This window comes from Peribacillus sp. CSMR9, assembly GCF_033141925.1.
Taxonomy (GTDB): domain Bacteria; phylum Bacillota; class Bacilli; order Bacillales; family DSM-1321; genus Peribacillus; species Peribacillus simplex_A.
Genome location: NZ_JAOPHO010000033.1, coordinates 33,913 through 49,518, shown reverse-complemented (window position 1 = coordinate 49,518; position 15,606 = coordinate 33,913). Strand labels below are relative to the sequence as shown.

Annotated in this window: 14 protein-coding genes; 7 read left to right on the top strand and 7 right to left on the bottom strand. The window is 37.9% G+C overall.

The window, feature by feature from the left end; all coding sequences use genetic code 11:
* Positions 1–160 precede the first annotated feature (160 nt).
* Both N9I19_RS15245 and N9I19_RS15240 read right to left on the bottom strand, forming a co-directional pair.
* Positions 161–505, bottom strand: a complete 345-nt coding sequence (locus tag N9I19_RS15245) for a tRNA-Val4 (protein ID WP_317778279.1) — start codon at positions 503–505, stop codon at positions 161–163.
* 21 nt (positions 506–526) lie between these two features.
* The gene (locus tag N9I19_RS15240) at positions 527–2,254 is read right to left on the bottom strand and encodes a T7SS effector LXG polymorphic toxin (protein WP_317778278.1); all 1,728 of its coding nucleotides are present in this window, start codon (positions 2,252–2,254) and stop codon (positions 527–529) included.
* Positions 2,255–2,624: 370 nt separating this feature from the next.
* Here N9I19_RS15240 and N9I19_RS15235 point away from each other — a divergent pair, with 370 nt between their 5' ends.
* Positions 2,625–3,746, top strand: a complete 1,122-nt coding sequence (locus N9I19_RS15235) for a type II asparaginase (protein WP_089362967.1) — start codon at positions 2,625–2,627, stop codon at positions 3,744–3,746.
* 350 nt (positions 3,747–4,096) lie between these two features.
* On the opposite strand, the gene N9I19_RS15230 is transcribed toward N9I19_RS15235, so the two are convergent.
* A complete protein-coding gene (locus N9I19_RS15230; RefSeq protein ID WP_317778277.1) occupies positions 4,097–4,468 on the bottom strand; it encodes an SRPBCC family protein in 372 nt (123 codons plus the stop codon).
* Between the two features lie 181 nt (positions 4,469–4,649).
* Between N9I19_RS15230 and N9I19_RS15225 the strand changes: the two genes are divergently transcribed.
* Positions 4,650–5,906, top strand: coding sequence for an ATP-binding protein (locus N9I19_RS15225; protein ID WP_317778276.1), 1,257 nt, complete (start codon positions 4,650–4,652; stop codon positions 5,904–5,906).
* Between the two features lie 280 nt (positions 5,907–6,186).
* On the opposite strand, the gene N9I19_RS15220 is transcribed toward N9I19_RS15225, so the two are convergent.
* Positions 6,187–9,357: an ATP-binding cassette domain-containing protein gene (locus N9I19_RS15220; protein ID WP_317778275.1), complete on the bottom strand. Its 3,171-nt coding sequence runs from the start codon at positions 9,355–9,357 to the stop codon at positions 6,187–6,189.
* Between the two features lie 245 nt (positions 9,358–9,602).
* Between N9I19_RS15220 and N9I19_RS15215 the strand changes: the two genes are divergently transcribed.
* Genes N9I19_RS15215 through N9I19_RS15205 form a run of 3 tightly spaced genes read left to right on the top strand, consistent with a single transcriptional unit; the run spans position 9,603 to position 10,887 of the window.
* Positions 9,603–10,022 (top strand): MarR family winged helix-turn-helix transcriptional regulator, encoded by a 420-nt coding sequence (locus N9I19_RS15215; RefSeq protein WP_317778274.1) that lies wholly within the window; start codon positions 9,603–9,605, stop codon positions 10,020–10,022.
* A gap of 20 nt (positions 10,023–10,042) precedes the next feature.
* Positions 10,043–10,435: a rhodanese-like domain-containing protein gene (locus N9I19_RS15210; RefSeq protein WP_034304090.1), complete on the top strand. Its 393-nt coding sequence runs from the start codon at positions 10,043–10,045 to the stop codon at positions 10,433–10,435.
* A 5-nt stretch (positions 10,436–10,440) separates the two neighbouring features.
* Complete coding sequence (locus tag N9I19_RS15205) at positions 10,441–10,887, top strand: EVE domain-containing protein (RefSeq protein ID WP_317778273.1); 447 nt, start codon at positions 10,441–10,443, stop codon at positions 10,885–10,887.
* A 98-nt stretch (positions 10,888–10,985) separates the two neighbouring features.
* Here the strand turns inward: N9I19_RS15205 and sspL are convergent, their stop codons facing one another.
* A complete protein-coding gene (sspL, locus tag N9I19_RS15200) occupies positions 10,986–11,117 on the bottom strand; it encodes a small, acid-soluble spore protein L (RefSeq protein ID WP_061464729.1) in 132 nt (43 codons plus the stop codon).
* A 206-nt stretch (positions 11,118–11,323) separates the two neighbouring features.
* On the opposite strand from sspL, the gene N9I19_RS15195 reads away from it, so the two are divergent.
* Entirely contained in the window at positions 11,324–11,539 is a 216-nt protein-coding gene (locus N9I19_RS15195) for a DUF3951 domain-containing protein (RefSeq protein ID WP_317778272.1), read from the top strand.
* Positions 11,540–11,643: 104 nt separating this feature from the next.
* Here N9I19_RS15195 and N9I19_RS15190 read toward each other — a convergent pair whose 3' ends face one another.
* Complete coding sequence (locus tag N9I19_RS15190) at positions 11,644–12,561, bottom strand: response regulator (RefSeq protein WP_317778271.1); 918 nt, start codon at positions 12,559–12,561, stop codon at positions 11,644–11,646.
* Entirely contained in the window at positions 12,558–13,829 is a 1,272-nt protein-coding gene (locus N9I19_RS15185) for a sensor histidine kinase (RefSeq protein WP_317778270.1), read from the bottom strand. The genes N9I19_RS15190 and N9I19_RS15185 overlap by 4 nt, the downstream gene beginning before the upstream one ends.
* Before the next feature lie 200 nt (positions 13,830–14,029).
* Between N9I19_RS15185 and N9I19_RS15180 the strand changes: the two genes are divergently transcribed.
* A complete protein-coding gene (locus N9I19_RS15180; RefSeq protein WP_317778269.1) occupies positions 14,030–15,301 on the top strand; it encodes a cation:dicarboxylate symporter family transporter in 1,272 nt (423 codons plus the stop codon).
* The last annotated feature ends 305 nt before the right edge of the window (positions 15,302–15,606 follow it).

Below are 15,606 nucleotides of genomic sequence, written 5' to 3'. Positions count from 1 at the left end.
GGAAAATCAACGGCCAAATTGTACAACTCATAAAAAATAGACAAACTCGATTTTCATCGAGTTTGTCTACAGTCTGAAGTTGATACAACCAACTTTCTTGGTTGTATCAACTCTTCTTTAAATTTTGGATATCCCAGTACTTTATCTAGATCTATAAAACTTAATTCTCTGGTTCTTTGTATCTTTCTGGAATTTTATTTTTCCATATTAGCATAAGCTCTTTAAATTGTTCAGTTTCCATTTCATTCTCATTTGGCTTATCGAAGATATAAAAGTGGTGAAGAACCGTTGTATCTTTTTTTATCAAGACACTGGTAGCATTCCCTTCTATTTCAAATTCATCGTATTCACCTTCCATTACTTTTCGAACAATATCAATATACTCATCCACTTCTGTTTCAAATACAATATCTTCAATGAAGTCTGAGAAAAGGTTAATTTCTTGTGGTAGGATTATCCTTAGGTATCCTAATGGGTTTCTTGTAAATTCATACGAATATTTCATTAGTTAATTATCTCCCGATATTTAATTTTTATATAAAGGAAATGCAGTAGCTATTGTCCCATCACGGTTTAAGTACATTCCAATATCAATTCCTGATGAAGTTCTGCCAACATATCTATTTCCATCTTTTATTTTGTTTTCAAAAGCCTCGTTAATAGCGTTATTCACCTTCACCCTGTCCCAATCTTTTGGAAAGAAAGTTGACTTTGCAATCTTCATCACTCCATTTATTTCCACCTTAGCTCTATATACTCCGTTGATATCTGGAGTTTCTTCTGTACCTGGAACTATTTTACCACCCATCATACTCTCGTGATGATAACCAACAGCTTTTCCACGTCGATTAATCTCTCCATGATAAACATGCCTCATAGTATCTATAGTAAACTTTTTCCCACCATCTCCATTGACTTCAGACTCCACTTTCGCCATCGTAATTAACTGATCCTTCAACCCCGCACCATTAACCACATTATAAGGTACTGCCCCTGCCAACGACAGTTGGTTTTTAGGATTGTATGGCAATAGGTTAGGGATAGAGACTAGTTCTTTTGCCTTCGTAACGCCTTTTACTGCGGCCGCTTTTGTAGTGGCTACACCAGTCTTCGTTACGGCTCCAGCGCCTTTTGTTCCGACTACTGATGTGACGACTGTTCCGAGGGCATAGGATACCCAGTGAGCCCGCGAATAGGCATCGCCATTTACCATATCCCGTTCATAAGAGTCCGAGATGGACTTGGATATATATTTATAGGTTTTTATCGGGTGCATGATCGAATTTGCTACGCCTTCAACCGTTTCCCCAGGATCTGTGACAAAGTCCCAAACCCCTGTCACGAAGTCTTTACCTACATCATAAAGGCCTACGCCGATTCCTTTTGCAATGTCTGCCGTTTGCTTGGACGCTTCTAGCTGCATGACATATTGCTGCTGGGTGGGCCCTAAGTTTTCATACCCGATTTGCTTGGCGATTTTGAGGAACTCGTCTGGATCTGTGACATGATCGAGTTGGGCCTTTAAGTCTTTGATCCGGCGATTCTCCGCTTCCTCTTTCTTAACCTTGAGATATTGCGCGGTTTCTTTTTTCCTGACTTCCAGGTTTTTATAGGCTTCACTATTTTTATAAGCTGCTGCATTAAAATAGAGCGGGGATACTACTCCTCCCCTTGTACTGGATACTTTCAATTGCTCCATGAGTGCCGTCACTGCTGCTTGGTCCTCTTCGGATTTGGCATATTCAGTCGTCCACTTATGATCGATTTCGTTTACTTTGTCTATCGTTTCGGTCCGTTTTGTTTCAGCTTTCTCGATATTTTCAAAGAACGCATCATCGGAAAAAGGCTCTAACTGAATGATATCATCAATTCCAGCCAATATTTTTTTCAAATCATTTTTCTGGGCTGTGACCATTTCCTTGGAATTTCGACTGGCGTTTTCCAGCTCTTCCTCTAAAAAAGGGACCGTAACCACGGTTTCACTAAGGTTCGCTTCAATTGTATCTCCTTGAATTCCGCTTAAAAAGGCAACATGCCGATTGATCAGACGCAGCCAAGAATCCACGACATCGATCTGTGCTTTGTAAAACCCTTTAATGGCCTCTGCGCCTTGACCCTGTAGCTCATCATCCAAATTAACGATGCTCTCAAATCCTTTTTTTAATTCAGTGAGCTGTTCTTTTAGGTCCTTATACTGTCCGGCACGCGTTTCTATGGCCTGAACTAGTGTTTGAGATTCGTAAATCATCGACATAATGGAAAGTCCTTTCAACTGCTTTTCTTATAAAAAGTTAGAGATTACTTATGTAATATTTTTATTCACTGTAAAATTATGACTAAATTTATTTTAGAAGAGTTTCTATATTTATTCAAGAATTGAAGGGGCTTTTTACTAAACGAAATCAACTTTAACATACGTCTAAAACACTTTGAGACGCTGTAATGATATCCAGCGATACTGACCATCAATGCAAGTTCTTCTGTTGTGCAGGTTAGTAAATTTTTTTCAACAGAACAAAAATCATGTAAGAAAATCTAACATATAACATATTGTAAGAAATATCTAAATATGATAGTATTTTCACATATTGTACATAATTTAATAATGAAGGAGCTAACTAGACATGAACATAAAAAAATATCTAGGAATCACGTTTCTATCAGTTACACTATTATTCTCTGGATCTATCGCCACTATCCATAGCTCAGCAAATAGTAAGTCAAAAGAAGAGAAAGTAGAAGCAACTTCAACAAATCCCAAGTTAAACAATGTGAAAATTTTAGCTACCGGTGGAACGATTGCAGGTTCTGCTACGTCCAATACTGACACAACTGGTTATCAAGCAGGTGCACTTGGTGTTGAAACACTAATTAAAGCTGTTCCTGAACTAAAACAAGTAGCAAATGTGAGTGGTGAACAAATCGCCAATATTGGCAGTAACAATATGGATAATAAAACTTTATTAAAGTTGGCAAAACGAATTAATGAGTTATTAAAATCTAAAGACGTTGATGGAATTGTCGTAACGCATGGAACAGATACCTTAGAAGAAACTGCTTACTTTCTGAATCTGGTCGTAAAAAGCAACAAACCTGTCGTGGTTGTTGGATCAATGAGACCGGCTACAGCTATTAGTGCAGATGGACCTTTAAACTTATATAATGCTGTAAAAATTGCTGCTAGTAAGGATGCTAAGAACAAAGGTGTTTTAATCTCATTAAATGACCGGATAGGTTCTGCACGTTATATAACAAAAACCAATACAACCATGACAGACACATTCCAATCTGAGGAACAAGGCTATTTAGGAGCAATCTCAGGTGATAAAATATTTTTTTACAATGAACCCACTCGTAAACATACAACCAAATCGGTGTTTGATGTATCAAAACTAGATAAACTTCCTCAAGTGGACATTATTTATAGCTATCAAAATGATAGTAGATATTTTTACGATGCATCTGTGAAAGCAGGAGCTAAAGGGATCATAATCGCAGGTGAAGGAAACGGTTTAACTTCTGATACTGCTTTTGAGGGTGCTAAAGACGCTGTCAAAAAAGGCGTGATTATTACTCGCTCTAGCCGTGTAGGAAATGGTATTGTTACGAGAGAAAAGATTGACAATGAAAATAATTTTGTTACAGCGGACTCACTTAATCCTCAAAAGGCACGCATTTTGACGATGCTTGCATTAACAAAAACAGATGATCCAAAAGAAATTCAGCAATTTTTTAACGAATATTAATAATTAAAATTAGAATTCCTTGATTAACTAAAGTGAATGAAATTTAAAGCATACGATGGTATAAATCATCAACGTATGCTTTTATTTATTTTTAACCATCCCTTGTTTGAATTATTAATTTTGCGATTACTTTCGTAAAGCCAATTTGGCCAAATTTTGCGGTACAATAGGAGGATTTGTATGTATCCAGGATTCTGCCGTGCTCAGACATCTCACCAGTGGAAGACTTCCCTGTAGAAAAAAGGGGCCTTGTAATGTTGAAGTGTGAAGTGTTTTGAAGATTAACATAATAAAATCCTACCTACCCGTTTCTGCTTCAGCTACCTTTTTGACACGTTCTAAAAATTCAACTACCACTTTATCGGGCGACTGGTGACTGTATATGTAAAGGAAGTCTTATTATCATTGATTTTATTTAGTTCATAAAAAGCTGTAATTTCAAACATTTTAGCAAGTGTAAAGCCTACTTTTAGCTTTTTTTCATTAGTTGCATTCAAATATTCTAATGTTTCTATATCATACTCTTCTGTACGTTTTCCTTCTCTATATTTTTGGCGATATACGCTTCCAACCACTTCTTCCGTTATTTTAACGGGCTTGTGTTCAACTACTTGAGGCATGATTTTTTGCATGTTTTCTAAAGAACCATCAAGAAACTTCCAAACCTGTTCAATTGGAGCGTTTATTTCTATGTCTCTTGTCCATTTTTCAATGAAAATCACCTCTACCTTTATTATGTAAAACCAAAATTACAACTGAAAAATCGGTAAATACCTAGAGGCGCTTTAAACAACTTTTTTTGAATTTAAATGTCCTTCTGTAAATAAATTACTTTATTAAACGCTCCTTTTTAGTGTTATTCTTGTATAATAGAGCAAACTGTTAATTTTTCGGGAGAATCCAATGAATTTTATTTTTATTAATCAAAACATATTAGATAATCTCTTTTATTTTTTAGTAAGTATTTTGATTTATTATACTTTAATAGATCATGTCAAAAGGTTAAGTCAGTACCCCAAGACCCTTATCACTGCATGCATGAGCATTCCTATTATATTATGTATGAAGTTTCCTATTTATATAGATGAATACTGTGTCCATGATCTCCGGCAAATTCCTTTTATAATAGGGACACTTTATGGTGGTTGGCCTGTAGGGGCTGCCCTGTTAGTCATAATATTAACGCTTAGGTTTGCTTTTTATGGTTTCAATTCCCTTACGTTAATTGTTTATTTGGTTATATTTATTATAACGGCTCTATTTTCTTCAAAATTCAATACTTTTAATAGAAAAAATAAGCTAAATAGCTCCATTCTATTAATTTTGTTTCTAGGAATACTAACCAGCTTAATTTCACTCGTTATGTCTAACTTTTTTCGAATAACTGAGGCGTATGTATTTTACTTTATTATCCTCCCTCCTTTCATTATCGGTTTGGCTGTGTATATCATGGAAATTTTAAAAGATGCGATTTTAATCCGAACACAAATGATAAGGCTTGAAAAAATGGAGGTAGTCAGTCAGCTTGCTGCAAGTATTTCACATGAAGTTAGAAATCCTTTAACAGTTGTGAAAGGATTTGTTCAACTGCTAAAGGCTCCTGATCTAACTCAAGAAGTAAAAGAGCAATATATACAGCATGTTGTTAGAGAGCTTAATAGTGCAGAATCCATTATTTGTGAATACTTAGCATTTGCAAAACCTGCAATTGAAAAAGTGGATAATATTTCAATTAACCGTGAAATAGGATATGTAATTGAAATGATAAAACCATTGGCTAGCATGAATTTAATTACTATTTCTGAACAGTTGACTCCAGGCATTACCCGGGGGAATATTCAACATTTCAAGCAATGCTTCCTAAACCTAATTAAAAATGGTATAGAGGCAATGCCAAACGGCGGGGAACTTAGTATTGTTTCCTATGTAAATAATTTCGACATCATTATCGAAATAAGTGACAATGGAGTAGGCATGAACAAGGAACAAATAAATCGTTTTGGCGAACCTTATTACAGTTCCAAAGAAAAAGGAACAGGGTTAGGATCAATGGTAGCTGTTAAGACCATCCAAACGATGAATGGTACACTTCATATAAATAGCCTTTTGAATAAAGGGACGACGATTTCAGTAACACTTCCCGTTTATCAAGAAGGTTAATCTGGTAAATAATAAACAAAGTCCGCCGTAAATGGCGGACTTTTAGTTTGTAGACAAACTCGATAATATTTAAGTTTGTCTACAGTAAAATTTGACCGTTGATTGGAACGTAGGGCCCTTGCGCCTGCGGGGTCTCCCTTGGACGCGCTTTTCCCGCAGGAGTCTCGTACCTTCCGTTCCAATCAACTTTGTTTTAACATTTAGATTCGTAAAATGGAGGCATCCATTGATTACTCTTTCATTTCTGAGGGCTGACTTTTTACTGTTAAGTCATTAAAATTCACTTTTTCTGTTCAAGGCATTGATAAACCGACATCATATCTCGTTTATTCAATTCACGAATTCGGGCGAAAATGGGGATATCGGCAACGGCCCCGGTACGTTCACTTTCAGCCACGGCATCGCTTACTTTCCCTGTCAGCCAGGTTTGCACGTCGATGCCCTCGACGATTGCTTTGCGCCCTTCATCATCGATGCCACTGGCATGACAGCTCACACAGGGTATCGTTAATTTATACACACCGTCATGGATGTTATCTTCTGAAATGACTTTCTTCCCATTACAGAATGGACATTTATGACTTGCTTTAATTTTATTGATTTGGGTAACGATTTTTTTGTAGCCAAATGCTTCATAGACATAGGTTAGTTTTTTGTATTTGCCATTGGTGAAGTATTTATCTATAATGGTTTCTCTTGTTTCGTTAATATTGGCAAAGTCACAGATGGTGATCTGGTTTTTACTGCTGATTGCTTCGATATTGCCTTTAATGCTGTCCCAAAATGGCAGGGTATTTTGTAAAACCACTTCATAGCCTTTGAGGCTTGCCAGTTCCAGTTCGAGCATTTTCAACGCTGCTTTTGTTTCCCGAGGCAGGAATGAGACATCATCAGTAAGTGCGATATCGCCGCCCACAATTGCTTTTAGTTTTTCCAGTTCTGGCAGCTTCCCTACAATTTTGATGACTTGATCAATTGGCTGTTGGATGATTTCGCGAATGTCTGTATCACCAAATGTCAGTTTTTTATGATGGTTCAGGATCGTTCCTTGGCAGACTGGACAGGTGATCATCTCTTTTGATGCTTTCATCTGCTCTTTAATGATCGATTTCGATATGAACATATAACGGCCAATGATGAAATTGAATCCTTCCCATGTTCTTGATGCCTTGCCTGCTTTATCATAAAAGGACTTTTCCCAGTACCCATATAAAAAGGTTTGCTTTTCGGCATCTGTCATCTCATTATAGCTTTTACTAATGTCGTGACCGAGTTCATTCTTGATCTCATCAAACAGGAATTGCAGTTTTGAATGTTGATAATACTTTAGTACTTCCATTACGTCAGGATGTAATAAGCCATCCCAAAATGGCACGTTTTTGTCTTGAATGACGACATCGAAATCAAATTTTTCAATGACCCGGCGGCCCGAACAGCTTGGACAATGATTTTCTGCAGAATAGAAATCGAAGCTTCTTGTATCTTTATTGGTCGGATGTGCAGCGACTAGATGGTTGATCATACCGCCCACTTCATAAAGAAACGTATATTGACTATACAAGTGCCGTTCAAGATCGATGGCGATGACAGGTGCAATCGTGTCTGACTCGTATTCACCATAAATCACACGAGCGATTGGTGATAAGCTTTTTAAAATGCCGCCCTTGTAGACGTTCTCTGCCTTTTTAAAATAGTCCAGATGATTTTCTTGTAAGTAATTGATGCCACTTTTTGAGCGAAGTGTGGAAGAGATATGCAATGGCTCCACTTGATCTCCACTGTCTTTGTGACGATAATGATCTTCATGACTGACAACGTCAAGATGCTGGACAGGTGTTAGCTGTCTTTTACCAAAATCAACGATATAATCCGAGCTATCCAGCATATAGCCATTATGTTCAATCATGATGATGGAGACGGATTCATCCTCCAGGATGACCCTGACACTATCGATGAATTGGTTTAAAATATTTTGCGATAACCCCTTTGAAGGTTCGTCAAAAATGAACAGCGTATGTGGGTTTCTTGTCTTCGCGAAAAGCTCGGACACTAAGTGGACACATTGAAATTCACCCGTTGATAGTGTTTGTGTTTTTCTTTCCAACGTCAAATAACCAAGCCCAAGTTTGATCAATAAACTCAAGCGTTTATGAGCGATGTCTTCTGATGGCAATTCCTCGATGATATCTTCGATCGAACGCTGAAAAATATCATCAATTTCATCACTGTATTTGGTGAGTTTCTTTTTAATATCAAGAAACGTCGCAACGGTTGATCGACTTGTAATCGATTTGTTTCGGTCCTGCCCGACCATTACAAGCTTATCCTTTGGATACCGCTTCTGAAAATCCTTGGAGATACATTCATTGACAAGTGTAGATTTACCGCAGCCTGACTCCCCCGTAAAGGTAACGAGCCTATTCTTGGGAATCCGGATTTCCTCCATTTGAATATTGCGGCAGTAAAGATCCCGAAATTGATAGTATTCCGTTGGCGCTGCTTCATTTCGTTCCCAGCTGATTGGTTTGGGCCGCGGTGATTCCTCAACAATTTTCCCGCCATATTTCCCGCTTCCAGGTCCAAAGAACAATTGTTCATCTGTGCTATCTAACACAGTGTCTGAGTGATCAATGAGCCAAATTTGATTTTTGTAACCTAATTGCTTAATCTGTTCCAAAATTTTCAAAAGTGTTTGATGATCAAGACCGACGGAGATTTCATCAATGATGATCACGGTATTTTCACTTGTTGCCATGAATTCGGCCAAGTAAAGCCGTGTTAATTCTCCCCCTGATACTGTCCCCATAATACGGTTTAAGCCTAAATAACCAATATTCATATTGATTATATTTTGGAGAATATGCTGTTTAGCTTCACTAATATGTAATGTCTCTGCAAGTGAAAGGATCGTTTCGATGCTTAAGTTGTTGATATCGGAAATAGTATGCGGGCGATCTAATAATTCAATCGTATATTGCTCGACCTCTTGATTGTAGCGCTTCCCCTCACACTTTGGACATTCGACATTTTTCGTCGTACCGCGTCCTTTACAAGTGGGGCACCAGCCTAAGGCATTATTAAAGGAAAAAACTTCTGGAGAAAGATTGAATTTTTCAGCAAGACAAACACGAATCTCTTTAAACACACCAGTATGTGTGCCAATGGTCGAACGAGGATTGGCGGAAATGGATGATTTGCCTAGAAAAAGGACCAGCGGCATTTCTTCCATCTTGATGGTGCTGAAGTTGGTTTCCATAATATTAGGAAATAAATACTGATATTCAGACTTGGGCAATAAGGAAACGAGACGTTTCTTGGATTCTTCGCCAATGGTTTGACAAAAAGTCGTCTTCCCGGAACCGGATAAACCAGCAATTCCTAATGATTGATCGTCTGGCAGTGCTGCATCTAAATGGTTTATATTGTTCGCTATTAATCGATTTATTTTCATTTGTAACTCCTCTCCATTTTATTAAGCTCAGTCTTTCATATTAGCACAGCGACAAATGTATTTGGTATTTTTTTAACGGTAGCTCCATCCTGCCATTCTTTCACATTTCACTGCTCCAAAAACGTAATATGCGATAAAAAAAGGGCTGATATATGCAAACACTATAAATATTTATTGTTTTTCGGAAATTAATCAGTTAAACTGATTATATTAATAACTGATTATCATAGGAGGTGAAAGTTCAATTGAATAAATGGAATCAATCTTATGGTTTTTTACTTGGAAAGGCTTTGCAGCAAATGGAAAGTAAGTTTGCTGAAGGACTTATCCCATTTGATATTAACTCTAGACAATATGGTGTGCTTTTATTCGTTCAGGAAAACCCTTACTCATCACAAAAAGATATTTCTGAAAACCTACAAATCGATCGGACGACAATGGTGAGTCATATTGACCATTTGGAAAAATTAGGATTTGTTGAGAGGACAAGGAATCTTAATGACAGAAGGTCCTATAGCCTTCTGATTACTGAAAAAGGCAATGATGTATTGGATTCACGTTGGGAATTTTTAACTAATGTAGAATCAGAAGTTTTAGCCCCTTTAAATCAGCAGGAAAGACTATTGCTTAAAGATTTTCTCGTAAAAATTTGGAGGTCACTATAGAAAACAGGAGGTAACAAAATATGAACGCACTTGATTATTTTAATGCACGTCTTCAAGCAACAATAAGCCCAATGGATTATTTGAGATCCAAGCAAATGGATCCCGAGAAGTACTTCTTAATCGATGTAAGAAACGGTCCCATTCATTTAAGAAGTTTAACCATTAAGGATGCTAATGTTATACCTGAACAAGAATTACAGAATCGTTTAAATGAAATACCAAAAGAAAAGGAAATCATTGTTTATTGCTGGGATGTCTGGTGCAATACTGCTGCCAAAGTGGCAAAGGTTTTATTAGAACGAGGTTATAACGTTAAAGAATTGACCGGGGGTATTGCGGCGTGGCAGGAGATGAACTTTCCTGTTTCAAAATCAACCCAAGATGATGACATAAGTGATAATTGCGGTTGCTGACTCAAGTGCAGAACAATACAAGGTATTGGATTGGAGTTGCTTCTCTCGACCATGTAATGAAGGGGATCGATGGTGGATTCGCCCAACTTTGTCATGGGAAAGAGGCTCCTTTAAAAAAGATGAAAAATGGAGATTGGATCATTTATTACTCTTCAAAGGTAAGTCTTAAGCAAAGTACTCCGCATCAAAAATTTACTGCTTTAGGGAAAGTTATCGATGATGATGTTTTTCAATTTGATATGGGAAATGATTTCATGCCTTTCCGAAGAAATATAGATTTCATCAGTTGTACAGAAACATCGATTCATCCATTAATTCCACACCTCGCTTTCATTAAAAATGAGAAGCGTTGGGGTTATCCTTTTCGATTTGGCCATTTTGAGATAAGTGAAAAAGATTTCAAACTAATTGCAGAAAAAATGATGGAAGTTAAAAGTACTAATCTAAACTAGCCCTATACTTCCCTGACACAGTTATATAGCATAAAGCCCCTCTCGTCTAAGAGAAGGGCATTCTTTATGAAGTATGACCATATTTTTGCCCAATGCACTTATTTTGTATTGGACTTTTTTGCCTTGTTTTCAAGCTCGCTTTTTGGCTCAGTGGAGAATTCCACATCTTTTCCATGTCCCTGCGGGTTAACACTTGGTGCGATGCGACCTCGTCCTGTCTTTTTGCTCATTTGCTTCACCTCCAAGTATATTATGTCCGAACTGTTATAAATTAAAAACGAGTCCTTCTTTGTAATCCGTAATTCCACTGCTCCTTATCTGTTCATGCAATAAAAGATATAGAGTAAAATTGGTCCTTTATCATATGTTATAATATGGTAATTATATACTTATCTTAATTACTGCATAGATAAGTTCAATTTTATGGGGGGCTTGTATGGTTTCGTATCTATTTACTATTATTGTAGTTGGCATTATCGGACTGATTGGCTACAGCATGATTTTCAAAAAGAAAACGCCTTCTAGCATGTATACACCTTACGATGACATGGTTATGGGGAAAAAAGATGATGTTAAAAGAAACTACCAAGAACAAGATACAAAACACTATATCGAATATGAAGAAAAAATTGATAAAGACAAAACCATTTGAACGGATTTGTCTTTATCCAGCAATTAATTGTTTTGTAAATTTTCAATCTATTCAGCTTGTGTTTATGGTTTCAGTCACGTTTTCGTTGTTTAATTTAGGGTTTATTATTTTACCATCTGTCTCGCTTCCATAAACAACACCTGGATAAACTTTTTCAGGTTATTGCGGCTCTGGTTGCTTACTTTTTTGCTTTTGTCTTCTAGCTCCAGCATTTTCTTGCGGACTTCCGAGAAATCAAAAAATGTGGAAGAATAGGCTTCGAATTTTGGATTCAGATAATCCGTCAAACCTAATGATGCGATATGGATGAGCGCCTGGTGAAGAGCGCGGCGGACACGCTGCTCAGAGGCTTTCATTTCTTTCTGGATTTCGGCCTCTCCAGCTTGATCTCCCAGCTTTTCAACAGCGATTCCTGCAAAAATTTCCTTTAAATATGGAAACGTGTAGGCAGAACCGAGTCTTTGCTTTTCATTTTGGAGGAATCCTAAAATGTTTAGTAAATCTTCGCTTCCCACTTCGCCAATCATACCTAAATCGGAAATTAAGGAACGTCCGGCTTCCATTATATTTTTTGTATGTGGTGGGGACACGAACGTTGACTTCGAGGCTGTAAATAAGTTCAACGATTGTTGAATGCCCTGAATCGATTGATCCACCAGTACCCGCTTGTTTACTTTTTTTAATATACATGAAATTTCAACTTGGTTCAGCGGTTTTGTAATGTAGTATTCCGCCCCTAATTTATACGCCTCTCCAATCAGGTCCTTCGCCTCCACTTGCGAAATCATCACAAACTTTCCTTGAAATCCATCAGCAAGAGCCCTGATCGTTTCAATTCCGTCCCTGATTGGCATGAGCAAATCAATTAGGACAACGTCTGCTTTTTTTAAAAACAACAAGCCATTATTCACTAACGATCCGTCTTCTGCTTCACCCACCACTTTTCCTAAGTCTTCGTCTTCAATCATCTCTGTCAGCATTCCTCGAATGGCAGGATCGTCATCTATAATGAAATAATTCATCTCGTTAACCCTTTCTCCATAATCGCATGAATCGGAAGTTCCACGCTGAATACGGTTTCTTTATAGTTATCCATAAGCCTGATATGTCCTCCAAATTTTTCAACAGTTTGTTTCACATATGATAAACCGATACCCGTCGAAGGGTTTCCCGCCGCATCAAATTTCTTTGTATATCCTGCCGTGAAAATGACTTCCTTCTGCCTCGGTGCAATGCCGGGTCCATTGTCACTGATGCAAAACTCCACGGATTGATCTTTCCTTTTCACATGCAGCGATACGTATCCCTCTTCTTTAATGGCTTCCACTGCATTGGCCAACAAATTATTTATTAATGATAATACCATAAATACATGGTAGGGAGGATGATCCCCATCTATATGCAAGGAAAATGAAATATCTTTGTGAAGGGACTCTGCATATCGTCTATTGGACACGACCATTATGTTACAAAGCTGTTCGATATTCATATATTCCTGCAGGTTTTCGGTAGACATGAGTTCGGATAACCCCGCATAAATCCGCTGGTTATCTTTTTTGATTTCATGTACAAGACCGGCAATCTGCAGCGCCGTTTGCGCATCCCGGCCGTTCGTCTCGTCTGATTTTAACCGACGATAAAAATCATAACATGTGCGGGTGATTTCTTCCGCAGCTTGCATCGTTTTCTTCAGTTGAACCGTTTCTTCATACAAACTTGAAATGAAAAGCAGCATTTGTTCTTTTTGCATGCGCTGCTCTTTTTCTGCGAATTTTGCTTCTCTCAGCTTTAATATATTAAAAAAACCGAGAACGAAAAAGCTTCGAATGAAGGCGATTAACACGAGTTGGTCAATATCTAGCGATGGTGTGTCCTGATTGGCCAAGAAGGAACGGATCGCCAATTCCGATACACCTGCAGAAAGCTCGATCAATACCCCTAAAATCCCGATCACAAACGGCTGGTCGTGCCGGTCGTTCATTTTCGTCCTATGAAAGGCAAACGCGTAGATGAAGTAATAGAAAAAGGCGGGCAAATGAAGATACATCGCTTCCTCAACAGATATGTCCCGTATTCCAACTGCCAGTGAAAAACGAAAAACAAACACACTCATCCCCGTTAAAAAGCCTGCAATATTCGGGTTGACTCCCCTCCCCCACAGTAAAAACAAGAAAAAAACGGGGGTTCCCAAACTGACTCTGAATGTATCGTCGAATGGATAAAACTTGAATTCACCCGCAAGAGGCACTGCAATCATAATCAATAGTAATATCCTTATTCTCTCTTTCAATATGGTCCCTCCCCAGTCACTTTATAAAAAGATAACACATGAACTGGTAAAAAAGAGAGATGGGTTTTGACTGAAATTTTTATTTTTTCTATCACTTGTAAGTATCAGTAGGTTCCAGTAGTTTTCAGTAGGTTGATTATAAACTTAGAATAATCTAAATATTGAAAGCGTTAACAAACAATTACATAGGGGGAATTTAAATGAAAAAGTTTGGCTTAGCTACACAAATTTTTGTTGCACTTGTACTGGGTATCGGTGTCGGTGCTTTATTCCATGGTAATGAAACAGCCATGGCCATCATGCAACCGATTGGCGATATTTTTATTCATTTAATTAAAATGATTGTCATCCCGATCGTCATGGCTGCATTAGTAGTCTCAATAGCGGGAGTGGGCGATATTAAAAAACTAGGAAAATTAGGTGGGAAGACTCTTCTTTATTTTGAGATTGTCACTACAATTGCCATTGTTATTGGAATATTGGCGGCAAACTTGTTCCACCCGGGGTCTGGTTTAGATACAAGCAATCTTGAAAAAAGTGACATTTCAAAATATGAAGAAACAACAAAGACGGCTGGAAGCGGTGGCTTTGGGGAAACAATTTCTCATATTGTTCCTCAAAATGTATTTGAATCAATGGCTCAAGCGGATTTATTACCGATCATCTTCTTTTCTGTGTTATTTGGCTTAGGTGTGGCTGCGATAGGAGAAAAAGGAAAGCCTATTCTTGGATTCTTTGAAGGTGTGTTAGAAGTCATGTTTTGGGTGACGAATCTAGTCATGAAATTTGCCCCCTTTGGTGTATTTGCGCTGATTGGTGTAACCGTTGCTAAATTTGGTATTGCAACATTGGTCCCTTTAGGGAACTTAGTAGTTGCTGTTTATGTGACGATGGTCTTCTTTGTGTTCGTCGTTCTTGGAATTATTGCGAAAATGTCTGGGACAAGCATTTTTGTTATCCTGAAAGTGCTAAAGGATGAACTGATATTGGCATTTACTACAGCAAGCTCAGAGGCTGTATTGCCAAGGCTTATGGACAAAATGGAGAGGTTTGGCTGCCCGAAATCCATTACTTCATTTGTTATTCCAACAGGCTATACATTTAATTTGGACGGCTCATCGATTTATCAAGCACTTGCTTCGCTTTTCGTGGCACAAATGTATGGGATTGATCTGTCCATTACACAACAGATTACGTTGTTACTAGTATTGATGTTAACGTCAAAAGGAATAGCTGGCGTTCCGGGTGCGTCATTTGTTGTTATTTTAACGACACTCGGTTCTATGGGACTGCCGGTGGAAGGTGTAGCGTTCATTGCCGGTATCGATCGAATTTTGGATATGGGAAGATCAGCGGTTAATGTCGTGGGGAACTCATTGGCTTCGATTGTCATATCGAAGGCGGAAGGTGAATTTGACCAGGAAAAAGCAAACCATTACGTTGATTCAATTAAACAATCAGACGTAGCATAAATTACATTTTAAAAGGAAAATCAGTACGTGAACTATGCCTGCAGTATGATGTGTTAACAGAGTAAGAGCTTGATCTTATTTTAAATCCTTACTAGATGACAAACCCAGGTATTTCTGGGGCTGAGCTGTTTGATAGATCGTAATTTACGATTTTGATGGCAGATATGGTTGATGAATAACAGGAGTCTGGGAAATTGATATAAAAACCTCCTTTATATAGAGGGCTTCTAAATTTTAAACAATAGTGATTGGAACATAAGGTGCGAGACTCCTGCGGGAAAAGCGCGTCCAAGGGAGACCCCACA